18 protein-coding genes are annotated in these 22,884 nt (G+C 60.8%); 13 read left to right on the forward strand and 5 right to left on the reverse strand.

Features of this window, described 5'->3' with window-relative positions; all coding sequences use genetic code 11:
- Positions 1 to 47 precede the first annotated feature (47 nt).
- Positions 48 to 758, reverse strand: coding sequence for a GntR family transcriptional regulator (locus tag NKH38_RS07000; protein WP_027048643.1), 711 nt, complete (start codon positions 756 to 758; stop codon positions 48 to 50).
- 205 nt (positions 759 to 963) lie between these two features.
- Here NKH38_RS07000 and NKH38_RS07005 point away from each other — a divergent pair, with 205 nt between their 5' ends.
- The 6 genes from NKH38_RS07005 (at position 964) to NKH38_RS07030 (ending at position 7,554) form a co-directional block, all read left to right on the forward strand.
- Positions 964 to 2,442 carry an ABC transporter substrate-binding protein gene (locus tag NKH38_RS07005; protein ID WP_023696294.1) on the forward strand — a complete coding sequence of 493 codons (1,479 nt, stop codon included), beginning with the start codon at positions 964 to 966 and terminating at the stop codon, positions 2,440 to 2,442.
- A gap of 81 nt (positions 2,443 to 2,523) precedes the next feature.
- Positions 2,524 to 3,483, forward strand: coding sequence for a carbohydrate ABC transporter permease (locus NKH38_RS07010; RefSeq protein WP_023702110.1), 960 nt, complete (start codon positions 2,524 to 2,526; stop codon positions 3,481 to 3,483).
- On the forward strand, positions 3,480 to 4,370 hold the full coding sequence (locus tag NKH38_RS07015) for a carbohydrate ABC transporter permease (protein ID WP_023714612.1): 891 nt from the start codon (positions 3,480 to 3,482) through the stop codon (positions 4,368 to 4,370). Before NKH38_RS07010 ends, NKH38_RS07015 begins: the two co-directional genes overlap by 4 nt.
- Before the next feature lie 124 nt (positions 4,371 to 4,494).
- Entirely contained in the window at positions 4,495 to 5,592 is a 1,098-nt protein-coding gene (locus NKH38_RS07020) for an ABC transporter ATP-binding protein (RefSeq protein WP_352534461.1), read from the forward strand.
- 31 nt (positions 5,593 to 5,623) lie between these two features.
- Complete coding sequence (locus NKH38_RS07025; RefSeq protein WP_352761828.1) at positions 5,624 to 6,787, forward strand: mandelate racemase/muconate lactonizing enzyme family protein; 1,164 nt, start codon at positions 5,624 to 5,626, stop codon at positions 6,785 to 6,787.
- Positions 6,788 to 6,810: 23 nt separating this feature from the next.
- Positions 6,811 to 7,554, forward strand: coding sequence for a ribonuclease activity regulator RraA (locus NKH38_RS07030; RefSeq protein WP_023696299.1), 744 nt, complete (start codon positions 6,811 to 6,813; stop codon positions 7,552 to 7,554).
- Positions 7,555 to 7,627: 73 nt separating this feature from the next.
- Here NKH38_RS07030 and NKH38_RS07035 read toward each other — a convergent pair whose 3' ends face one another.
- Both NKH38_RS07035 and NKH38_RS07040 read right to left on the reverse strand, forming a co-directional pair.
- A complete protein-coding gene (locus tag NKH38_RS07035) occupies positions 7,628 to 8,725 on the reverse strand; it encodes a DUF930 domain-containing protein (protein WP_023696300.1) in 1,098 nt (365 codons plus the stop codon).
- Positions 8,726 to 8,866: 141 nt separating this feature from the next.
- Complete coding sequence (locus NKH38_RS07040) at positions 8,867 to 9,022, reverse strand: YjiS-like domain-containing protein (RefSeq protein ID WP_023681184.1); 156 nt, start codon at positions 9,020 to 9,022, stop codon at positions 8,867 to 8,869.
- A gap of 235 nt (positions 9,023 to 9,257) precedes the next feature.
- On the opposite strand from NKH38_RS07040, the gene NKH38_RS07045 reads away from it, so the two are divergent.
- The 7 genes from NKH38_RS07045 to NKH38_RS07075 all read left to right on the forward strand — a co-directional run bounded on the left by NKH38_RS07045 (position 9,258) and on the right by NKH38_RS07075 (position 14,889).
- A complete protein-coding gene (locus NKH38_RS07045; protein WP_023714617.1) occupies positions 9,258 to 10,127 on the forward strand; it encodes a LysR family transcriptional regulator in 870 nt (289 codons plus the stop codon).
- Between the two features lie 318 nt (positions 10,128 to 10,445).
- On the forward strand, positions 10,446 to 11,426 hold the full coding sequence (gene ftsZ, locus NKH38_RS07050; RefSeq protein WP_023696303.1) for a cell division protein FtsZ: 981 nt from the start codon (positions 10,446 to 10,448) through the stop codon (positions 11,424 to 11,426).
- A 455-nt stretch (positions 11,427 to 11,881) separates the two neighbouring features.
- The gene (locus NKH38_RS07055) at positions 11,882 to 12,523 is read left to right on the forward strand and encodes a hypothetical protein (RefSeq protein WP_352761824.1); all 642 of its coding nucleotides are present in this window, start codon (positions 11,882 to 11,884) and stop codon (positions 12,521 to 12,523) included.
- A gap of 183 nt (positions 12,524 to 12,706) precedes the next feature.
- Positions 12,707 to 13,678: an SDR family oxidoreductase gene (locus tag NKH38_RS07060; protein WP_023687856.1), complete on the forward strand. Its 972-nt coding sequence runs from the start codon at positions 12,707 to 12,709 to the stop codon at positions 13,676 to 13,678.
- A gap of 269 nt (positions 13,679 to 13,947) precedes the next feature.
- Positions 13,948 to 14,265, forward strand: a complete 318-nt coding sequence (locus NKH38_RS07065; protein ID WP_023714619.1) for a hypothetical protein — start codon at positions 13,948 to 13,950, stop codon at positions 14,263 to 14,265.
- A 26-nt stretch (positions 14,266 to 14,291) separates the two neighbouring features.
- Positions 14,292 to 14,468 carry a PCC domain-containing protein gene (locus NKH38_RS07070; RefSeq protein WP_023704643.1) on the forward strand — a complete coding sequence of 59 codons (177 nt, stop codon included), beginning with the start codon at positions 14,292 to 14,294 and terminating at the stop codon, positions 14,466 to 14,468.
- Positions 14,461 to 14,889 (forward strand): GFA family protein, encoded by a 429-nt coding sequence (locus NKH38_RS07075; RefSeq protein WP_081839719.1) that lies wholly within the window; start codon positions 14,461 to 14,463, stop codon positions 14,887 to 14,889. Before NKH38_RS07070 ends, NKH38_RS07075 begins: the two co-directional genes overlap by 8 nt.
- 84 nt (positions 14,890 to 14,973) lie before the next feature.
- Here the strand turns inward: NKH38_RS07075 and NKH38_RS07080 are convergent, their stop codons facing one another.
- Together NKH38_RS07080 and NKH38_RS07085 are read right to left on the reverse strand one after the other, a co-directional pair.
- A complete protein-coding gene (locus NKH38_RS07080) occupies positions 14,974 to 17,112 on the reverse strand; it encodes a PAS domain-containing hybrid sensor histidine kinase/response regulator (RefSeq protein WP_352904334.1) in 2,139 nt (712 codons plus the stop codon).
- Positions 17,060 to 22,771 carry a HAMP domain-containing protein gene (locus NKH38_RS07085; RefSeq protein ID WP_031198412.1) on the reverse strand — a complete coding sequence of 1,904 codons (5,712 nt, stop codon included), beginning with the start codon at positions 22,769 to 22,771 and terminating at the stop codon, positions 17,060 to 17,062. Before NKH38_RS07085 ends, NKH38_RS07080 begins: the two co-directional genes overlap by 53 nt.
- Positions 22,772 to 22,884: the final 113 nt, after the last annotated feature.

Consider the following 22,884-nt stretch of genomic DNA (forward strand, 5'->3'; position numbering starts at 1 on the left):
CTACCTCTGTCTGATGGCCGGACCAATGATTTTCTGGGCTGGAAATTCTATCCGGCCCGAGCGGCGTTGCGCGCACGCATCTGTTCGAGAACGTGCCGGCCGGAACCCTCGACATGGCGGGCAATGAGCTCGGCCGCCTCGTCGGCATTTCCCGCTTTGATATGCGCGATGAGCTCGCGGTGTTCACGCATGATGGCGGCCCGCCGCGCGAGCGTGAAATTGAAACGCCGGCTCACGGCTCGCAGCACTTCGCGATGCTTCCACCAAAGCTCGGCGGCATGGCGGTTGTAGTGGCGCTGGTACATTACGGTGTGGAAGGCGGTATCCAATTCACTGTGCCGCAATGTGTCGGTGAAGTTGTTCTCTTCGATCAGAGCCTGGATGCGTTCGAGTTCGGCGATGTCCTCGCTGGTCGCCATGTTCACGAACCATCGCGTCAGGGCCGGCTCGATCAGGACGCCGATCTCGTAGATATCCCGGACAAAATCCTGGTCTATGGGCCGGACGCGCGCGCCACGGTTGGCGACAAAGGTGACGAAGCCCTCCCCTCGCAACAGCTGCAGCGCCTCGCGTACGGGGTTGGTCGAGGTGCCGTGACGCCGGGCGAGATCGGTGACCACAAGCCGTTCGTTGGCGGCGAGCCGTCCCTCGATGATGTCTTCCCGGATCAGCTCATAAAGCGAGGCGCCCTCGCTGGACGCCCCGATGGGATCAATCCCCACGGGTGGCTCTGCTTTGAAATCACTTGTTTCGGCCAAAGCCGGCTCCCCCGATTAGTACATCGCATGCTCGATATCATACACGCGTTTTGCAAACAATGTACGATCGGGTGCGTTGACAGGCAATCCACGATCTGAAAACGTACCAGATGATCGAAGGGATACATTGAGCAGAAGGACGCATCCCGCACGGTCGGACGAGCCCCTTGGCGCACGGCGGCATGGGAGAATCTGGGAGGATACTATGACGAGGATTACACTCGGCGGTGCCGTCCTGCGCGGCACTGTCGCCACTGCTTTGATGGCGTCGCTCATGTCGGGATCGGCGCTGGGTGCGCCGCCGGTCGACTTGAGCAAGTGGTCGCCGGAGTATGTGCGCTCCATCGCCGGCACACAGGATTTCGACACGGCCGCCGATTGCGGCAAGGTCACCCCGCTCGACTACAAAGGGCGACTGACGTTCTGGTATCAGGGCGTGTTCGAGGGCGACCCCGACCTGCTGCGTCAGTACTACAAGGATTTCTTCGAGACGTTCCGCAAGACCTATCCGAACATCCAGCTCGAGGATCAGGCCCTCACCTACAACGACCTTCTCGACAAATTCCGCACGGCGCTGCTGGGCAACGCCGCGCCGATGGCGGTCCGCCTGCAAATCCTGGGCGGAACCGAGTTCGCCTCGAAGGGTTATCTGCAGCCGCTCAAGCCGGAAGATGTGGGCTATCCCACGGAGGATTTCTGGCCCGGCGCCATGAAGGCGGTAACCTGGGATGGCGTGACCTACGGCATTCCCACCAACAATGAGACGATGGCGTTCATCTGGAACGCCGACATCTTCAAGCGTGCGGGCCTCGATCCGGACAAGGCTCCGGCGACCTGGGACGACGTCGTCAAATATTCCAAGCAGATCCATGACAAGCTCGGCATAGCCGGCTACGGCCTCGTGGCGCGCAAGAACGCCGGCAACACGCCGTACCGCTTCATGCCGCAACTATGGGCCTATGGCGGCGGTGTCTTCGACGAAGCCTCCGCGAACCCGACCTATAAGGAGGTCGAGCTCAATAGCCCGCAGAGCAAGGCGGCGTTGCAAGCCTCCTACGACATGTATGTTCGCGACAAGTCGGTTCCGGTCTCGGCCCTCACCAACCAGCAGGCCGATAACCAGCCCCTGTTCGTCGCCGGCCAACTCGGCATGATGGTCTCGCACCCGTCCGACTATAACGTCATGCTCGACCTGCAGAAGAAGGCAACGGGCGCCGACAAGGACAAGGCGCAGACCGTCATCGACAACATGCGCTATGGCCTGATTCCGACCGGCCCCGACGGCAAGCGCGCCGTCGTGTTTGGCGGCTCGAACATTCACATCCTGAAGCCCGAATATGTCGAGGGCGGCAAGGTGGACGAGCCGGCTGCAAAGGCCATCATCTGCATGTGGACGAGCCCTGAATGGTCGCTGAAGATGGCGTATGCCGGCTCGAACCCGGGCAACCTCAACGGCTTCAAGACCAAATGGATGAAGGAACGTCTGGACAACATCAAGTTCCTCGATGTCACGACCTCGATGTTGCCATACGGCATTCCGTTCCCGGCGCTGCCGCAATCCCCCGAGATCATGAATATCATCGTCCCGGACATGCTGCAGAACGCCCTGACCGGAGCGATGACCGTCGACCAGGCAGCGGACGACGCGGCCGAGAAGGTGAAGAACCTGATGGACGGACTCTAGTCCGGGCCTGACCTGCGATCCGACCGGCTGTGCCGACAGTGCGTGCAGCCGGTTTGGTCCGAAGAACAAGGGCACGCCATCGTGACGATCGTGACCGGCAAGGCCGAGGCTCGCCAAAGATTGCAACCCGGTAGCTCCGGGGTGCTGCGGAATATCTGGGAGCACCGCGCCGACTACGCATACGTGCTTCCAGCGATCGCCGTGATGCTCATCGTCATCGCCTATCCGATCTACTACACGGTCGAGCTGTCGTTCTTTAAGACACCGCCTGGCCTGCAGCTCCGCGACAAGACCTTCATCGGATTGGACAACTACACGGCCATCCTCACCAGTCAGGTGTTCTGGAAAGTCACCTTGAACACCCTGATCTGGACGATCGCATCTACCTTCGTTGCCTTTGCCTTGGGATTTGCCGCCGCGCTGGCCCTCCACCGCGAGTTTATCGGCCGGGGTGTCCTGCGCGCTATCCTGATCATTCCTTGGGTCATCAGCGCGGTTGCCGCCTCCTATATCTGGAAGTGGATTTACCATTCGGACTTCGGCATCATCGGCGCGGTGCTGGTCGGCCTCGGATTGGCTGACCGGCCGCCGAACTTCATCGACAACGTCAGCACGGTGCTGCCCTCCTTGATCGTCGTCAACATCTGGCGCGAGTTTCCGTTTGCCATGATCATGATGATGGCCGGTTTGCAGACGGTCCCCGACCAGTTGCTGCGCGCCGCGGAAGTCGACGGGGCCAATGCATGGCAGCGTTTCTGGCACGTCACCTTCCCGCATCTGCGCAACGTCTCGACGGTGACGATCCTGCTGCTCGCAGTGGCCAATTTCAATTCCTTCATCATCCCGTGGATCATGACCGGTGGCGGGCCGTCGAACGCTTCGCACATCTGGATCACCCACATTTATGAGCTCGCCTTCGGCCGGCAGCGATGGGGCGTCGCATCGGCCTATTCGGTACTCCTGTTCCTCATGCTGATGGTGCTGGGCTACTTCTACGTCCGTGCGCTGGCCGGCAACGAGCGCAAAGAGGGGAGCGCATGAGCACGATCGTCGAGACAGTCCCTCGACGTCCGGCCCGGCGCCGCATGCGCATCGACGGATGGCGTTGGGCCGGGCGCATCTTCCTCGTGTTCATGCTGCTTTACACCGCGTTGCCGATGATCTGGATGCTGATCACCTCGATCAAGTCCGGCTTCGCGGCGATGCAGTTCCCGCCGCAATGGTGGCCGGAAGAGCCTACCCTGGCCAGCTACCAAAAGCTGCTCGATCCGCAAAACAGCGTCGGCCAGGACTTCCTGCGTTTTTTCTGGAACAGCCTCTACGTGTCCACGGTCACCACAATCCTTTCGGTGATCGTGGCCGTTCCTGCGGCCTACGCGTTTTCGCGCTTTCGTTTCCCCGGTCGAAACTTCCTGTTCTTCACCGTGCTTTTGCGCAACATGTTCCCGGCGGTGATCTTTCTCGTGCCGCTCTTCATCCTGATGCGCGCGATCGGGCTGGTGAACACGCATGGCTCGCTCATTCTCACCTATCTCACCTTCGGCCTGCCGCTGGCGATCTGGCTGCTCAAGGGCTTTTACGACAACATTCCGGTGCAGCTCGAGCAGGCGGCGCGGATCGATGGGGCGACCCGGTTCCAGGCCTTCATCCTGATCGTGATGCCTCTCTCGACGCCCGGAATCATCGCCACAGCTATCTATTCCTTCATTGGCGCCTGGAACGAGTACATCTATGCCTACACCTTTCTCTCCAAGAACGAGCAGTTGACCCTGCCGGTCGGCATACAGCGTTTCTTCTCGGAGAATACGACGGACTTTCCGGGCCTGATGGCGGCCAGCTTCATGATGAGCGTGCCCGTCGTGGTGCTGTTCCTCCTCCTGCAACGATACTTCGTACGCGCCCTTACAGAAGGCGCGGTCAAACACTAGAGCCGGATGATTTCAGGTCTGTTCGACCTGAAATCTGAATCCGCCTCTAAATCAAAGAGATAGAGCATGATGTCGTCCGAAAACCGCTTCACACTTTTCGGCATCATGCCGTAGGGAGTTGCCGATGGCCCACGTGGTCCTGAGAGATCTCGTCAAGACCTATGGCGGCTTCAAAGCTGTCAACGACGTTTCGCTGACGGTCAATGACGGCGAGTTCGTTGCGCTCGTCGGCCCTTCGGGCTGCGGCAAGACAACCACGCTCAATCTTGTCGCGGGATTGATCCCGGTCACATCGGGCGACATCGTCATCGGCGACCGCGTGGTCAACGACCTCGACCCCAAGGACCGGGACATCGCGATGGTGTTCCAGAACTACGCGCTCTACCCGCAGAAATCGGTCTACAAGAACCTGGCGTTCCCGCTGCAGATGCGCAAGCTGCCCAGGGACGAGATCGACAGGAAGGTCAAGGAAGCGGCGCGCGTGCTCGACATGACGCACCTGCTCGAGCGCAAGCCGCGCGAACTTTCAGGCGGGCAGCAGCAACGTGTCGCCTTGGGGCGCGCCCTCGTCCGCGACCCTGCCGTTTTCCTCATGGACGAGCCGCTCTCCAACCTCGACGCCAAACTGCGCGTCCAGATGCGCTCGGAGATCAAGCGCTTCCACCAGGACCTCAAGGCGACCATCATCTATGTCACGCACGACCAGCTCGAAGCCGTGACCATGGCCGACAAGATGGCGGTGATGAACGGCGGCTACCTGTTGCAATACGATTCTCCGGCGCAGGTCTTTGCCCATCCGGTGAACATGTTCGTCGCCAGCTTCATCGGCAGCCCGGCGATGAGCCTTGTTCCACTGGAGGCATCGACAGCAAACGGCAACACTGCGTTGACCGGCGCGGAGGGCTGGAGCCTTGAGCTCTCGCCGCTCAACGCCCGGAAGGTTGCGAAGGCAACGTCAAGGAAAGTCGTGCTCGGCGCACGTCACTCGACCATCAGGCTCCACAAGAGCGCGGTGCCAGGCAGCGTCCCGGCCACGGCCTATACAGTGGAGCCGACCGGAGACGTCACCTTCGTGCAGGCGTTGCTGTCAGGCGCCATCGTCAACATCAGCGTGTCCCCCAACATCGCCGTCGCACCTGACGAGCAGATCTGGCTCGAGTTCGACCAGGAGCGGCTGCATCTGTTCGATGGCGAAACTGAACTGGCCCTCAAGGCCGGCTGAGACAAGACGGGGTTCATTGGGAACGTTGGGGATGACTGAAAAGCTTAAGATCACCGCGATCAATCCCTATCCTGTATGGGTTGGAACGCGCAATCAGATGCTCGTCAAGATCGAGACCGACCAGGGCGTCTTCGGCTGGGGCGAGAGCGGCTTGAGCGGGCGCGAAAAGGCCGTTGCGGGCGCGGTCGAGCATTTTCGCGAGTTTCTCATCGGCCGTGACCCGATGCAGATCGGGCGAATCTGGCAGGAGGCCTATCGCAGCCAGTACTTCGAAGGCGGGCGCGTTCTGCAGGCGGCTATCTCCGCCATCGACATCGCCCTTCACGACATCAAGGGCAAGGCGCTGGGGGTGCCGGTCTACGAACTGCTGGGCGGCAAGCAGCGCGACCGCATCCCCACCTTCGCCTCGACCGGAGACGAGGCCGAGGGCGACCTCGCCATCGAACGAGCCCGGGAGCTGCGCGCACGGGGGTGGCAGGCGATCCGCTTCTTCCCCGCAGGGCAAAGCAGCAGGGACATCTTCGAACCCCGCGAGTCGATCGGCGCTACCGCGAGCATGCTGAACAAGGCGCGCGAGGCGCTTGGCGACGACGTCGTTCTCGGCATCGACTATCATCATCGGCTGTCGGTGGCAGAGGCGGCGAGCTTCTGCAACAAACTCGGCCGCGGCGTGCTGGATTTCCTCGAGGAGCCGATACGAGACGAGACACCTGAAGCCTACGAATCCCTGCGCAGGATGACCGACATCCCGTTTGCCATCGGCGAGGAATTTGCCAGCAAGTGGCAGTTCCTGCCCTACATCGAGCGCGGCATCCATCAGTTCAACCGGCTCGATGTCTGCAATGTCGGCGGGCTTACCGAGGCGATGAAGGTCGCTGGCTGGAGCGAGGCGCACTATGTCGACCTGATGCCGCACAATCCGCTTGGTCCGGTGTGCACGGCCGCGACCCTGCATCTCGCCGCCGCCGTACCCAACTTCGCGTGGCTCGAGACCAGGGAACCCGAGACGAAGCTGGGCTTCGACAATTCCGACTTCTTCCCCGTGCAACCACGGCTCGACGGTCCCGACTATCCGGTCAGCGACCTGCCGGGCCTCGGCGTCGAGGTCAACGAAGCGGCGGTCCAGGCGGAGGCTTTTCGTTTCTGGGAAGCGCCTCACCTCAGGCGCCGGGACGGGTCTGTTACGAACTGGTAGTTCCATCTCAACCGGAGTCCACAATGACGCATATCCCTGACATCACGCGACCGCCCAAAGACCTCATTGACGCCCTGAGGGAAATCGGCGCCGCGACGGTTGCCGGCACGCTAGGCCACATGGGTTTCCGCAATCCGCACATGGTCGGTCCGGTGGCGCAGAACCATGGAAAGTCGATCGTCGGGCCGGCGCTGACGCTGCAGTTCCTGCCGCAGCGGCCGGACCTCTTCAGCGAGGGAGAATACGCCGACCCGGAAACGCAACTGCACCGGCACGTGCTCTATCACGCGCAGGAAGGCGATGTGGTCGTCGTCGACGCGCGCGGTGACATGAGCTCGGGCGTCTTCGGCGATATGATGTCGACCTACTTCAAGGGCAGAGGCGGCGCGGGCATCGTCATCGATGGATGCATGCGCGACCGGCCGAATGTCGAAAAGCTCGATCTGCCGCTATGGCTGCGCGGCTGGACGCCCAACTACCATGTGCAAACCAGCATCTATCCGAACGCCGTCAACGTTCCGATCGCCTGCGGCGGTGTCACGGTGATCCCCGGCGACATCATAGTGGCGGACGACGACGGGGCGGTTGTGCTTCCCGTCGCAATGGCCGCAAAGGTGATCGAGGAATCCCAGAAGCATCACGATTGGGAAGAGTTCTCGCGAGAGAAGCTGATGCAGGGCGCACCGCTGCAGCGCTACTATCCGCTGCATGACGATGCCCGCGGCGAATATGAGGAGTGGCGCAAGGCCAGTCGTCCGGCGGATTGACGCAGGCATTCAAGACGATCCATATGTGCGGTGAAATTCGATGTGCCCCCCGGCAGACTACTGGGGGGCCGTCTCAGCCGGGACCGCGCCGCCGACGAACGTCCCGATCAAGAAAGGCGCTTTCGTCTGGCGAGGCGGCGGCTCCGACACGGAAGGCGAACGACGTGACCCGCGTCGCATTGATGTCGATACCGCACCGAAAGCTCAGATGGTACCATGTCGTTGCCGTGCGGAAAGCGGTGTCTGGGGCGTCAAGAACATTGCCGGCCTTGAGCGGAATGCTTGGGATCAGTTGGGGAGAATAAGAGGCGTCGTTCAACTCTTGCTCAAGAACGCTGGCGCAAAGTCTGGCGGCCCGTTGATCGCGAGGCACGTCGGCCATCGAGTTCGTTGCGAACACATCACCGGTAGCGCCTTGCGAAAAGAGTTTGCGAACGCCCGGAAGGCCCGAATATGGCCGCGGTGTAGCCGAGGCCACGTCGATGGAGTTTGGCTCTTCGGTGATTCCGCGTCCTGACTTCGTAGCCTTTGCGGGGCGGCGTTTCGGCACGTTTTCGGGTCTGGTCCGAGGCGCCTGAGCCGACGCGGGAAGCTCGATCTCACCGTCGTCCCCATGGGCAGCCAAAGGCATTGCGGCCGCGGATGCCTCTTTGTCAGCGGGTGGGGTCGCAGCCTCCTGTTTGTCCGCTTCCGGCTTCTCATTAATCTTGGCTGACTCTGCCGGCTCTCCGGCGTCTGGCGCTGAGGCGGGTTTACTCTCCGCATTCTTTGGCGCGACAGCCGACTGTGGCTCGTTATCCTTGGGCGGCGATGGCGCATTGTCTTGAGCGCTGCCTCCATCCAAGGATTTTTTGGGGCCAGTGTCTTTGTCGCCGAACTGAAAAACAGGCCTCAGGACCTCGATTGGCGGCAGCTTTTCCGGTGCCTGCTTTTCAACCTTCTGCTCCGAAGGATTTCCGGGTGGCGGTGGCGGCGGCGCGGGAGCGGGTTTCGGTTTTGGCTGTTCGGGCGGCGGCACGAGCGCGACGTTCACCGCTTGCTCCTCCTGCGGCTGCTGGGCAGGAACGGGCAGGCCATAGACCAGGAACGCGGTGATGAGCGCATGCAGGACCAGCGATGCGGGCAAGGCCCACAGCAAAGTCCGCCGCCGCTCGGATGTCTCGGTCTTCATCCCTCACGATGTGGAGCGAAACTGCGGCGGCATCAAGCGTGGCAACCGTATTGGCGCATTCAGCCGCAGCTCAGCAGTGAGGAGACGACGCCTGATTGCTTCTCGCCGCCGGCTCCATTTTCTGCATGCCCGCCTCCAATCTCAGCGACGCAGGCTGGCGTCGCGGGCTCGCTCGCGGAGCTCTTCGCGAGAAAGGCCCGCATCCGCCAATATGCTGTCTGGAAGCCGCCTCAAGCTCGCAAGCGTCTGGCGATAGGCAAGCCAGCGGGCGAAACGGTGTCGAAGTTCATGCAACATGATCGTCTCCTTGGCGAGCGGGATACCCACGCTCTTGGATTGGTCGAAAACGCAAAGCAATCGCGCAAAGCGTATGCACGATCGAACGGATTGCGCTGACTGCCTGGCCAACCGAGGTGCCTGTCATTTTCCCGCCAGGGCAGAATTATCAAGCGCTTCCAATGCCTATATACTTGCGCGTGATGGCCGCTTCGCGCTACAGCCACGGTCGCAAGGAGTTTTTCATTTCTGCAAAATGGATATTGGCTGGGACGATCTGAGGTTGTTTCTCGACGTTGCGCGGCTGGGTGGCCTGAGCGCGGCTACGGCAACCACGCGCCTCAGCGCAGCCACACTCGGACGACGCGTCACCGCGCTCGAAAAGCAGATCGGCGAAGCGCTGTTCGTACGGCAGCAGACCGGCTACCGGCTAACCCCGGTCGGTGAAGAACTGCTGCGGCGCGCCGAAGACGTCGAAGCAGCAATGCAGTCGCTGACCCGCTGGCGCGAGGGAAACCTGCCCGACCGCATTGTCCGCGTCTCGGCCGGGCCTTGGACCTCGGCCTTCGTTTCGGCCCATATCGGCGAAATCTGGACGGTCGATGACGGCATCAGGGTGGAACTCGTCACCACCACCGACCGGGTCGACATCGGTCGCCGCGCCGCCGATATCGGCATCCGCAGCGAGCGTCCAACCGAACAGTGGCTGGCCGGCCGCCAGAGCGGCAAGGTCGCGTATGCCATTTATTCCGGATGCCACCTGATCAACGGCATCGCTGCCGGCTTGTTCGTCGGCGTCACCGGCGAAGGAGCAAACGTCGCCTCGGCGCGCTGGCTGCAAGCCCATCACGGCGACCGCATCGCCGTGCGAGGCAACAACACCCATTCGGTGCGAGAACTTGTGGCCGCGGGCGCCGGCCTTTCCGTGTTTCCGTGTTTCGTCGGCGACAGCGATCCGCGGCTGGTTCGCGTCGCTCAGCCTATCCCCGAACTCGAAACCGACCAGTGGATCGTCACCCATCATGAGGAACGCCACTCCCCGCCAGTACGAAAGATTGCCGACCGGATTGCCGCTCTGATGCGGGCCCATCAGCCGTTGTTTCGCGGCAAGATGCCGATCCGCTAAGCGTCAGGCGTCGATCGGCCGCCAGATTCTCAAGGTTCTCGCGCGTGAGGCGGGCGCGTGAAGCTTGAAGGGGTTGGATCCCGGATTGTGGATTTTCGCTGGCCAGAAGCCGAGCGAATTCCGGAACATTGGACTAGACCCATTCAAAAGGTCGGCTCATTCAGGCGTATATGATACAAGTCCCACATCTTGTCTTGCCGCAAAGTTCACCCTCTGATTCCCTGTGCCAAGGCGATAGAACCTGATTCTTGCACCTGGCGTGTTCAAGCGGCGCGTTCCGAGAACTTTTTTATCGATCAATTCCAAGGAGACAAGACGATGAGCACCGCGGCAAGGCCCGTCATCTCGGAAATGCGGCCGAAGATAACCGTCATCGGTGTCGGCGGTGGCGGCGGCAACGCGGTCAACAACATGATTGCCGAAAATCTGCAGGGTGCGGAGTTCATCGTCGCCAACACCGATGCCCAGGCACTGACCATGTCGAAAGCATCGCGGCTGATCCAACTGGGTGCCCATGTCACGGAAGGCCTGGGCGCCGGGTCCCTGCCGGCGATCGGCCGCGCGGCAGCCGAGGAATCGATCGACGAGATCAGGGACCACCTTGCGGGAACCCATATGTGCTTCGTGACCGCCGGCATGGGAGGCGGAACTGGAACCGGTGCCGCGCCCGTCATAGCGAACGCTGCACGGGCAGCCGGCATCCTGACGGTGGCGGTCGTCACCAAGCCGTTCACCTTCGAAGGGAAGCGCCGTATGCAAGCCGCCGAAGAGGGCATCGAGCAGCTTCGCGAATGCGCCGATACCGTAATCGTTATTCCGAACCAGAACCTCTTCAGGATCGCTGACGCAAAGACGACTTTCGCGGACGCCTTCGCCATGGCTGATCGCGTCCTTTATTCCGGCGTCGGCTGCATAACCGATCTCATCGTCAAGGAGGGGCTGATCAATCTCGACTTCGCTGACGTGAAGTCGGTGATGCGCGACATGGGCCGCGCAATGATGGGTACCGGGGAAGCCACGGGCGAGGACCGCGCCAGGAAGGCCGCCGAAGCGGCGATAGCCAACCCGCTTCTCGACGAAGCCTCGATGATCGGCGCCAAGGGCGTCCTGGTCTCGATCTCGGGCGGCATGGACATGACGCTGTTCGAAGTCGATGAGGCCGCCACCCGCATCCGCGAGGAGGTCGACGCCGACGCCGACATCATCGTCGGCGCCATATTCGACCGGGCACTCGCCGGAAAATTCAGGGTCTCAGTCGTCGCGACAGGATTGCGGCAGGGCCTGGAGATACCGCAGTAGGCAGGATCCGGGCTGCTGATTTATGAGTCTGGTGGACCGTGGTCATGGGCTTCGCCACCGAAAAGTCGGCCCGCAAGCCCGCACCATTGAACTTGCCGGTGAATTTGCGTTGCCGGCCTAGGGACCGAATTCGTTTCGAGGCCGCTGCCACGAATGCGCGAACTCGCATCAGCGCCGCCGCGGAACCGCTCCCAACTGCAACCGCGCCGCGAATGCGCTTCGACCCGGATCCCCAACAGGAGGCCATACAGATTGACCACGGCAGACATTTCGCCTGCGATATGGCCAGCGTCTGCTGACCACATGATCGGCCCTTTCTGATCGGTGATGCGGGCTCGCTGGATATGGCACAATAAAACCGGCATGGGTCAGACGTCGGGAGCATCCAGTGGCGGCCAGCCTCGCAAGCGCTATATCGAAGAAAAACTCAGGTCGACCCGACAGGAGCATACTCCATGGCTGACACGCCGACACCCGATGCTTCGTTTCTCGCGGCCCTGACGACAGAGCATTTCGTGCAGCAGACAGCGATCAGCACGTCCATAAGTGAAATGGCGTCGCGGACGACCATCTACATTATGGCTCTGTCGAGCGCTCTGGTGGCAACGGGCTTTGTTACGCAGTCCTCCGAGTTCTTCCTGCCGTTTGTCGCGGTTGTGCTGCCATCGGTCTTTTTACTGGGTGCCTTTACCGTCTTGAGGTTGGTCGACATCGCCGCTGAGAACATGCAGGCCCATATCGGCATTGCCCGGATCAGAGCCTACTATCGAACTTTGGGCGACGAGGCTGCCTTCCAGTTTTCCAAGGAATTCGGTCGCTGGCCCGAAAATGACGCCGAACCTTCTCTTCGTACTGGGCCTCTCCTGGCGTACCTGACCACTGCAGCGACTATGATCGCATTCATAAATGCCCTCGTCGCTGCGGCCGGCGTTACTCTGCTTGCGTTTCGTGTCGGTGCAGAACTATTGCTCGCGCTGTGTCTTGGTGCCGGAACAGCAATCGGCTTGATGACGATTTTCTATTTATACCAGCGCCTTCGGACGAAAGGCATGGTCCGCATTGCCAAACCCTATGGTTCTGAAAAGAGCGTGCTTTGAGCGGGTAACGAATGTGGTGTTTGTCTGAACGCCACCGGCATGGCAATTCCGGTCTCATTGACGACCAATGCTCCACGCTCCTCGCAGGCTGTTCGCAATGGCGAGCCCTTTCGGGATCGAGATATTTGCGCAAACTTTTTTGCCCGGCATGCGTTGTTCGTTCTCCGAGCACAGGAGAAAGCCATGCAGACTAAGTCGCAGACTTCAGCTGAAGCCGCCAAGCAACGCCATATCCAGCGTGGTATCGACGCCAAAGACGAGACGAAGAGCAATGGCAAAATGCAACAAGCGATGCAAGCCGGCGCCCGCAAATATCCCGAGCCGCCTTTTCCCGAGCAGCATCAACCCAAACCGGGGCATGAATGGGCGATCGAGCCCGCTCCGCTCTACGATGCGCCTTACTACCTCGGATCGAAAAAACTCGACGACAAGGTAGCGCTTATCACGGGTGGTGATTCCGGCATCGGCCGTTCGGTGGCAGTCTTGTTCGCCCGCGAGGGCGCCGACATTGCGATCGTATACTTGAGTGAAGACAGGGACGCCGAAGCGACCAAAAACGCCGTCGAAAAGGAAGGCCGGCGTTGCATACTGATAAAAGCCGATGTCAGTGAACGCGAGCATTGCCGCAACGCCGTGGCGCTGACGGTCGAAAAATTCGGCAGGATCGACGTGCTGGTCAACAACGCCGCTTTCCAAATCCATTCCAGTGACTTCAACGACCTGACCGAGGAACATTTCGACACGACGCTGAAGACCAATCTTTACGGCTATTTTCATATGGCGCAGGAGAGCGTGCCGCACATGGAGCCGGGCTCCGCGATCATCAATACCGGTTCGGTGACCGGCATCGACGGTTCCAAGCAACTGGTTGACTATTCGATGACCAAGGGCGGCATTCATGCCTTCACGCGAGCGCTTTCGGGCAATCTGATCGGCAAGGGCATCCGGGTAAACGCGGTCGCGCCAGGTCCGGTGTGGACGCCGCTCAACCCTTCGGACAAGGAAGCCGACGACGTCTCGAAATTCGGCGCGGATACGCCGATGAAACGGCCAGCGCAACCAGAAGAACTTGCCCCGGCTTACGTGTTCCTCGCCTCGTCGCATTGCTCGAGTTACATCACGGGAGAGATCCTGCCGGTGGTCGGTGGCTACTGAGGTCGCGGAACGTATTTCGTTGCATTGGGCTACCGAGTAGACGGCACGCGACGACGTCGTCTCCAGGGAGACGCTTGCCGCGCTCGATCGCTTCAAGAAACGCGTGATCGGTGCCGTGCGCCGCCGCTACACGGCACCCGCCACGGCTCCGGAGCAATAGCGCTCCGTGTTGGTCGAAATCCTCGCTCGCGTTTTCAATTTTCTGAATTTCCGCTTGGAACTCTCCCGCCGGCATACCGTTCAAACATCATTGAGCCAGGAGAACGACCATGCCACGAGGCGACAAATCGAAATACAGCGACAAACAGGAACGCAAAGCCGACCACATTGCCGCAGGCTATGAGAAGCGCGGTGTTTCCGAGAAGGAATCCGAGCGCCGGGCATGGGCGACCGTCAACAAGGACGATGGCGGCGGCAAGAAAGAAGGCGGCTCGGGTCGTGGTAAACACACCGGACACCCCGCGGCCCACAAGGGTGGGAAAAGCGGCGGCAAGGCATCGGCTTCACGGTCAGCCGAAAGCCGATCGGAATCGGCAAAGAAGGCAGCGGCAACCCGCAAGCGGAATGCCGAGCACCATGCCCATTAACTGCCCCGCAACAGGTTCGGAACGCCATGAAACCCAAGCTCGTCAATCAGGTCAGCGGGCAAAGGACTTTCGTCGTCGTGCTCGACCTCGGCGACGAAGGCTTCGGTGCGCTGACAGCCTTCGCAACCGACCAAAACCTCGGCAGTGCCTCTTTGACTGCGATCGGAGCGTTCGGCGCCGCCTTGATCGATCTTAATGCGTGAGGTTGGCAAGCGCCTACCCGGCTCCTTGGCCATCAAGGGCGGATGTCTCTGTGGCAGGATCCGATTCAGCGCCGGGATCGAACCGAGGGTTCACTACTGCCACTGCGATATGTGCAGACGAGCGACCGGCAGCGCGTTTGCAGTTCTTGCCTGGATGCCCTGCCAAAGCCTGACCTGGAATTCCGGAACGCCAACATATCGAAGGTCTTCGCCGATCGCGCAAAGAGGCTTCTGCCCAGAATGCGGGTCGCCGCTCAGCCTTTGCTATGACGCGTCGCCAACCGAGATCGCGCTGCACGTCGGTACCTTCGATGATCCGGCTCATCTGGAGCCTCGGTACAACTATGGTTCAGCGCAGCGCCTTGGTTGGGTGTGCTGCGGAATAGACCTACCGGACCGCGACACCGAGGAACGCTGGTAGCGCCGCCTGTTGCGAATGACCAAGATTGCCGATCAGGAATGCGGCCCTTTGCGACGTGGCCAGACCGTTGACAACCCCTAAGCGCTAGCCGGTTTTGATCCTTTGGGGGGCCGCATTCTCTATCGCGAGGAAAATCGCTTCGAACAGATCCTCGTCCCGGAAGGGCTTGCCGAGCAAGGGCACGTCGGCTGGCCGATCGGCAATCTCCCGGGCATCGGCATAGCCCGTGATCATGACCGCTGGCCAGTCCGAGCGCAAATTGCGCGCGAAGCGGATCACGTCGACGCCGGATACGAGTGGCATGGCGAAATCGGTGATAATGACGTCGAACTCGTCGGGAGTGCGCTCCATCATGGCCAGCGCCTCCGCCCCTCCTCCCGCGCAGGTCACCTCGAAACCACGTTGGCGAAGGGACTCGGCGGTCAATTGCCGCAAAACATGGCTGTCGTCGATCAGGAGGATTGATGGGTGCTCCATCCCGGCATCGGCGAACGCTCGTTCAATGTCGGGTTCCACCACAGGATCGACCGGCTGTTCGGTCGATCGTGGCAGCCAGAGTTGCATGGTAGTTCCGCGGTTGACGACGCTTTCTATGCGAAGTGTCCCACCTGACTGCTTCATGAAGCCGTAGACCGTGCTGAGGCCGAGGCCCGTTCCCTTACCGACCGGCTTGGTGGTGAAGAACGGTTCGACGACCTTGGCGACAAGATCGGGGGGTATGCCGGATCCGGTGTCCTTGACGGCGATCATGACATAGTCGCCCGGCGGAATATCCTCTGTTGGCGTCCCGATCGATCGATTCTGCGCATGCACGGTTATTGTCCCGCCAGAGGGCATGGCGTCACGCGCGTTGAAAACCAGATTCATCAAGGCCAATTCAAGTTGGCCTGCATCGACATGCACCGGCCAGATCGTGTCATCGATCTGCCAGTCGAAACGGATCAACCCCCCCAGCACGGGCGCCACCAATCCGTTCATCGTGTCGTTCAGCGCAGCAAGGCGCACCGCTTCCGGCTTCAGGGTCTGGCGCCGCGAGAATGCCAGCATTCGCGCCACAAGGTCAGCGCCTTGTTTTGCAGAACGCCGCGTCAGGTCGAGTACCTGTTGCGCCTGATCATCCAACGTGGCTCGGCGTTCAAGCAGCCCTAACCCACTGAGAATTGCGGCGAGCAGGTTGTTGAAATCATGCGCCAGGCCGCCGGTTAGCTTGCCGATAGCGTCGATGCGCTGGGATTGAAGCAGCTGATCCTCAAGACCGCGCCGCTCGGTGATGTCAAGCAATGTGCCGATGATTTCCGGTTCACGGCCATCTAAGCCGTCCGACATCACCCCCTGGTCGAGAAAAATGCGATACTCGCCATTGGCGCATTGCCAGCGGAACTCGCACGTATAGGAGCCGGTGGTTTTTGCCGCCAGCAGCGCTTCCCTCAATCGCGGCAGGTCGTCCGGATGAACGCGGCTGAGACCGAACTCCGGATCCGATGTCAGGTATTCAGGCGCAAAGCCGGTCAAGCGCTCGACGCCCTCCGTAACAAAGCGCGCCGCAAAGGGCGGCTCGGCTGCCCGAGCATGAAAGCAGACCGGCAACGAATTCAGGATGGCGTCCTGCCGTTGCTCGGCGCTGCGCAGCGCGCGTTCGGCCTGAAGCTTGTCCTTGTGCGCCTGCAACGCCTGCGCCAATAGTCCCTGCTCGACCTCCGCCTTGCGCTGGATCTCGAGCGTCTTCTCGTGGAGTTCGACGAAAACCGCGACTTTCGAACGCAGCATGATCGGATCGAATGGCTTGAACACATAGTCGACCGCGCCGGCATCATAGCCGCGCAGCATATGCGCATCCTCCTTGTTGATGGCGGTCAAGAAGATGATTGGGGTGCGCTTGGATTGCTCGCGCTGGCGGATAAGTGCGGCCGTTTCATACCCGTCCAACCCTGGCATGAGGACATCCAGGAGAATGACGGCGAACTCCTCTTTCAGCAGAAAGCGCAGAGCCTCTTCGCCCGATTGGGCGCAGATGACCTCTCCGATAGTCGCGAGCACTTCGCTGATCGCCAGCAGATTGCGCTCATCGTCGTCCACCGCCAGGATGCGGGCTCTTGCCGGCCCTTCGGCAAGAGCTGCCACCTCAAGTTTCCTTACCCTGTTTCTTGCCAGCTTTTGCATCGAACGGCCGTCAGTTCGCTGCCAGGAGAATTTTTTCCGGGCTCTCGACACGGGATCGGGCACGCCCGATCCAGACACGAAGCAGCGCCAGCAGGAGATCCAGGTCGACGGGTTTGGCGATGTAGTCGGAAGCCCCGGCATCCAGACACTTTTGCCGATCCCCCTTCATCGCCTTTGCGGTGACGGAAATCAGCGGGATATGAGCAATCGCCGGTGTGCCGCGAATCCGCCGCATCGTCTCGTAGCCGTCCATCTCCGGCATCATGATATCGATCAATGCCACGTCGACATCGGGCGCCTGTTCAAGAAGCGCGATGCCATCACGGCCCCGCTCGGCATGCAGAACCTGTATGTCATAGGTCTCCAGAACACTGGTGAGCGAATAGATGTTGCGAATGTCGTCGTCGACGATGAGAACTTTCGCCCCGGCGAGATCGGACTTGCCGTTATGTTCAGTTCCTGCCCAGGCCTCTTGACGACCTTCTCCCGGCAGCGTTGCCGAAATATGCAGCGCCAATTGAGCGAAGTTCTCCGCCCGCGGTGCTTCCGCCAAGGCCGGGTTCAATGCCAGTACCTGTTCAAGCGCGTCCGGGTGAGGCGTAAAGAACAGCAGCTGCGGCAAGGCTTCGCCGAATTGGCCGGTGATCTCGTCCAGCGCCTTTGCGTTGTCCTTGGCGGAGCGTCCAAAGCCGAGCACGACGGCATCATAGGAGGCGAGGCCAACGTCTTCTGCATTTGCCGCAACACGACCGATCGCGGTGACCGACGTTACGCCGTCGCGGATTGCCTCGACCAGCGCCAGACGCCGCTCCGGGTCAGGGTCCACGACCAGAACGCGGCGCTGAACGCGGAGCTTCTTCGAGTGGATATCCTGAAACACCTTCATCAGCTCGTCCGAGGAAACGGGCTTGGTGGAAATGCTGGACGCCCCCTTGCGTGCGAGACTGTCGATGTCTTCGGCACCCGAGATGACATGGATGGGAATTCCCCTCGTCTTCTGGTCATGCCGCAGCAGATCGAAAAGCACCCAGCCATCGATATCCGAAAGTCCGAGATCAAGTGTGATTGCGTCGGGAACGAGCTTGCGGGCCAATGCCAGCGTGCCGGAACCTGCAGTCGACAGAACGCCTTTCAGCCCGGCCGACCGGGCGAGGCCAAGCAGCAACCCGCCAAAGGTCGGATCGTCTTCGACGATCAACACGATCCGATCGGTGGGTAGGATTGAATCGCGGTCGTCGATCAGCTCTGCCGAGGGCGGACTGCTGAGCAGAGCTGTCGCAGCAACTGCCTCCGCCGCCGGAGCCAAGGTCGACTGTACTGTCGTCACGCGGGGGCCGTCGAACGGGATGATGAGGGTAAATGTCGACCCCTTACCCGGCGTGCTTTCGACCCGCAATTCGCCGCCAAGCAAGCGAGCGATCTCGCGGCTGATCGAGAGCCCAAGGCCGGTGCCGCCATACTTGCGGCTGGTGGTGCCGTCGGCCTGCTGGAAGGCCTCGAAAATCAGCTTCTGTTTGTCTTCTGGAATGCCAATGCCGGTGTCGGTGACGGCGATCGCGAGAGCCTTCACCGGCTGCGTCGCGCCATTGCGGCGGCCGGCCTTTTCAACCCGGAAGTTCAGGCTGACCTCGCCTTCCGAGGTGAATTTGAATGCGTTGGAAAGCAGGTTGAGGACAATCTGCTGCAAGCGTTTCTCATCTGTGCGGACCGTGTCGGGAAGCGCCGGATCGACCTTGATGGTGAAGCCAAGTCCCTTGTCGGCTGCCAGCTGACGAAAAGTTCGTTCCATATGCTGGCGAAGATGCGTCACCGGCATATCGTTGATGTCGATGGAAACAGTGCCCGACTCGATCTTCGACAGATCGAGGATATCGTTGATGAGGCTGAGAAGATCGGTTCCTGCCGAATTGATGGTGCGGGCGAACTCTACCTGTTTTTCGTTGAGGTTGCCGTGCTGATTGGTCGCCAGCAGGTTTGACAAAATGAGCAGCGAATTGAGCGGCGTGCGCAGTTCGTGGCTCATATTGGCCAGGAATTCGGATTTGTATTTCGACGTGAGCGCCAGTTGCTCGGCTTTTTCCTCCAGCGCGCGTCGCGCCATCTCGATTTCGAGATTCTTGTTTTCGACCTGCTTCTTTTCGTTCTCGAGCAGCTGCGCCTTTTCCTGCAGCTCCTCGTTCGTCGCATGCAGCTCTTCCTGCTTTTTTGTCAGCTCGGTTTGACGCGCTTGCAATTCCGACGTCAGCAGTTGCGACTGCTTGAGCAGGCCCTCCGTGCGCATCGTCGCAGCGATGGTGTTGAGAACGATGCCGACGGATTCCATGAGCTGGTTGAGGAACGACTGGTGTGTGTCACGAAACTCGCCGAACGAGGCGAGCTCGATGACGGCTTTGACTTCATCCTCGAACAGGGCAGGCAGGATGATGACATTGGCTGGCGAGGCGCTGCCAAGACCCGATGTGACCCGAAGGAATTCTGGCGGCACATTGTCCAGCATGATGGCGCGCTTGTCGGCGGCACTTTGCCCAACCAGGCCCTCTCGCAGATCAAGCCGCTGCTTGATGGCAGCTTTGCTCTCGGCGCCATAGGAAGCCGCCAGCTCAAGATAGGATTCCTCCTCGTCGCGATTGGTGACGTAGAACACCCCATACTGGGCGTTCACCAGAGGAGCGAGTTCGGACATGATGAGCCGCGAGACGGTGGCAAGGTCGCGCTCGCCTTGCAGCATGCGCGAAAACCGGGCGAGATTGGTCTTCAACCAGTCCTGCTCGGCATTCTTCAGCGTCTGATCCTTCAGATTGCGGATCATTTCGTTGATGTTGTCTTTCAGCGCGGCGACCTCGCCGGAGGCTTCGACGCTGATCGAACGGGTAAGATCGCCCTTGGTCACCGCCGTCGAAACCTCGGCGATGGCACGCACCTGGGTGGTCAGATTGGCAGCGAGTTGATTGACATTGTCGGTGAGGTCGCGCCAGAGGCCGGCGGCACCTGGCACACGCGCCTGACCACCGAGCTTGCCCTCGATGCCCACCTCACGGGCGACGTTGGTCACCTGGTCGGCAAAGGTGGCAAGCGTCTCGATCATGCCGTTGATGGTGTCGGCCAGCAGGGCGATCTCTCCCTTCGCGTCGACCGTCAGTTTGCGCCTGAGATTGCCTTGCGCGACCGCCGTCACGACATCGGCGATGCCGCGCACCTGATTGGTCAAGTTCGTCGCCATCAGGTTGACGTTGTCGGTCAGGTCCTTCCAGGTCCCGGCAACACCTTCGACGCGCGCCTGGCCACCAAGCTTGCCCTCGGTGCCAACCTCACGCGCGACTCGGGTGACCTCGCCGGCGAAGGAGTTCAACTGGTCCACCATGGTGTTGATGGTCGACTTGAGCTCCAGGATTTCGCCCTTCACATCGACGGTGATCTTCTTCGACAGGTCGCCGCGCGCCACGGCGGTCGTGACTTCGGCGATGTTGCGCACCTGGCCGGTCAGATTCTCGGCCATCGAGTTCACATTGTCTGTGAGATCCTTCCACGTGCCCGCAACGCCGCGCACCTGCGCCTGGCCTCCCAACTTGCCTTCCGTGCCGACCTCGCGTGCCACGCGCGTGACTTCCGAAGCGAAGGAATTAAGCTGGTCCACCATTGTGTTGATGGTGTCCTTCAGCTCCAGGATCTCGCCGCGGACATCGACGGTGATCTTCTTCGAAAGGTCCCCGAGCGCCACGGCGGTGGTCACCTCGGCGATGTTGCGCACCTGGCCGGTCAGGTTGGCCGCCATGGCGTTGACGTTTTCGGTCAGATCCTTCCACGTGCCGCCGATGCCGCGCACCTGGGCCTGGCCGCCGAGCTTGCCATCGGAGCCGACCTCGCGCGCCACACGTGTCACTTCCGAAGCGAAGGAATTGAGCTGGTCGACCATCGTGTTGATGACGTCCTTGATCTGCAAGATCTCGCCCAGCGCGTCGACGGTGATCTTCTGGGTCAAGTCGCCGGTCGCAATGGCCGTTGCCACCTTGGACACGTCGCGCAATTGCACCGTCAAATTGCCGGCCATGGCGTTGACGTTGTCGGTCAGATCCTTCCAGGTGCCACCGACGCCTTCGACATGCGCCTGGCCACCAAGCTTGCCTTCCGATCCCACTTCGCGGGCCACACGCGTGACCTCAGAGGCGAAGGAGTTCAGTTGGTCGACCATCGTGTTGACGGTGTCCTTGAGCTCCAGGATCTCGCCTTTGACGTCGACGGTGATCTTCTTCGACAGGTCGCCGCGCGCCACGGCGGTGGTGACTTCTGCGATGTTTCGAACCTGGCCAGTCAGGTTGGCGGCCATGAGATTGACGTTGTCGGTCAAATCCTTCCATGTGCCGCCGACGCCCCTCACCTCTGCCTGGCCGCCCAGCTTGCCTTCGGTGCCGACCTCGCGTGCCACGCGCGTCACTTCCGAGGCAAAGGAGTTCAGTTGGTCGACCATCGTGTTGATGGTGTCCTTGAGTTCCAGGATTTCGCCTTGCACGGCGACCGTGATCTTCTTGGACAGATCGCCCGACGCGACCGCCGTCGTCACCTCGGCGATATTGCGCACCTGACCGGTCAGGTTCTCGGCCATCGAGTTGACGTTGTCGGTGAGGTCCTTCCAGGTGCCGGCGACGCCGCGCACCTGCGCCTGGCCGCCAAGCTTGCCTTCGGTGCCAACCTCGCGTGCCACGCGCGTGACCTCGCCCGCGAATGAATTCAGCTGGTCCACCATTGTGTTTATCGTGGATTTCAGCTCGAGAATCTCGCCCTTCACGTCGACCGTAATCTTCTTCGACAGGTCGCCCAAAGCCACCGCGGTCGTCACTTCGGCAATGTTGCGCACCTGGCCAGTCAGGTTCTCGGCCATGGAATTCACATTGTCGGTCAGATCCTTCCACGTACCGCCAACACCCTCAACGCGCGCCTGGCCGCCAAGCTTGCCTTCAGTGCCGACCTCGCGCGCCACGCGCGTCACTTCCGAAGCGAAGGAATTGAGCTGGTCCACCATCGTGTTGATGGTGTTCTTCAGTTCTAGGATTTCGCCCTTGACATCGACTGTGATCTTCTTCGACAGGTCGCCCGACGCGACTGCGGTCGTAACCTCCGCGATGTTGCGCACTTGCCCGGTCAGGTTCGTGGCCATCGCGTTGACGTTGTCGGTCAGATCTTTCCACGTGCCGGCGACGCCCTTGACCCGGGCTTGGCCGCCGAGCTTGCCTTCCGTACCGACCTCGCGCGCGACGCGCGTCACCTCGGAGGCGAAGGAGGCCAACTGGCCGACCATGGTGTTGACGATCTTGCCGATGCGCAGGAATTCGCCGCGCAGCGGTCGGCCGTCAATTTCGACCATCATGGTCTGCGACAGGTCACCCTTGGCGACGGCGCCGATAACGCGCGCAACCTCAGCCGTCGGCTGAACCATGTCTTCGATGAGATCATTGACTGAACGGACACTGGATTCCCAACTGCCGGTGGCATTGCGAACCCGGCCGCGCTCGCCTATCCGCCCTTCCTTGCCGACGACCCGGCTCAAGCGCTCGAACTCGCGCGTCACTTGGTCGTTGAGATCAGCGATCTCATTGAAAGTCTCAGCTATCTCGGAATCGAGGCCTTCATAAACATTGTCGATGCGGACGGAGAAATCGCCGCGCCGGAAGGCTTTCAGAGAATTCAGGATGCTTCGACGGTCCAATTGCTTCTTGGATGCCTGCACGGTCACAGCGCCACTCCCAGCCTATGGATTTATACGGATAAAGTTGCCCCCGCGGCTAATGGTGGATCACGCCGCAAGACCCCAAACGCGGCATTTTCAATTTTGTTCCATCG

Source organism: Mesorhizobium sp. M1078, assembly GCF_040318615.1.
Lineage (GTDB): Bacteria > Pseudomonadota > Alphaproteobacteria > Rhizobiales > Rhizobiaceae > Mesorhizobium.

Coding starts and splice junctions, on each gene's coding strand:
- NKH38_RS07005 (WP_023696294.1), top strand. CDS start 964: ATGACGAGGATTACACTCGGCGGTGCCGTCCTGCGCGGCACTGTCGCC.
- NKH38_RS07015 (WP_023714612.1), top strand. CDS start 3,480: ATGAGCACGATCGTCGAGACAGTCCCTCGACGTCCGGCCCGGCGCCGC.
- NKH38_RS07020 (WP_352534461.1), top strand. CDS start 4,495: ATGGCCCACGTGGTCCTGAGAGATCTCGTCAAGACCTATGGCGGCTTC.
- NKH38_RS07025 (WP_352761828.1), top strand. CDS start 5,624: ATGACTGAAAAGCTTAAGATCACCGCGATCAATCCCTATCCTGTATGG.
- NKH38_RS07030 (WP_023696299.1), top strand. CDS start 6,811: ATGACGCATATCCCTGACATCACGCGACCGCCCAAAGACCTCATTGAC.
- NKH38_RS07035 (WP_023696300.1), bottom strand. CDS start 8,725: ATGAAGACCGAGACATCCGAGCGGCGGCGGACTTTGCTGTGGGCCTTG.
- NKH38_RS07040 (WP_023681184.1), bottom strand. CDS start 9,022: ATGTTGCATGAACTTCGACACCGTTTCGCCCGCTGGCTTGCCTATCGC.
- NKH38_RS07045 (WP_023714617.1), top strand. CDS start 9,258: ATGGATATTGGCTGGGACGATCTGAGGTTGTTTCTCGACGTTGCGCGG.
- ftsZ (WP_023696303.1), top strand. CDS start 10,446: ATGAGCACCGCGGCAAGGCCCGTCATCTCGGAAATGCGGCCGAAGATA.
- NKH38_RS07055 (WP_352761824.1), top strand. CDS start 11,882: ATGGCTGACACGCCGACACCCGATGCTTCGTTTCTCGCGGCCCTGACG.
- NKH38_RS07060 (WP_023687856.1), top strand. CDS start 12,707: ATGCAGACTAAGTCGCAGACTTCAGCTGAAGCCGCCAAGCAACGCCAT.
- NKH38_RS07065 (WP_023714619.1), top strand. CDS start 13,948: ATGCCACGAGGCGACAAATCGAAATACAGCGACAAACAGGAACGCAAA.
- NKH38_RS07070 (WP_023704643.1), top strand. CDS start 14,292: ATGAAACCCAAGCTCGTCAATCAGGTCAGCGGGCAAAGGACTTTCGTC.
- NKH38_RS07075 (WP_081839719.1), top strand. CDS start 14,461: ATGCGTGAGGTTGGCAAGCGCCTACCCGGCTCCTTGGCCATCAAGGGC.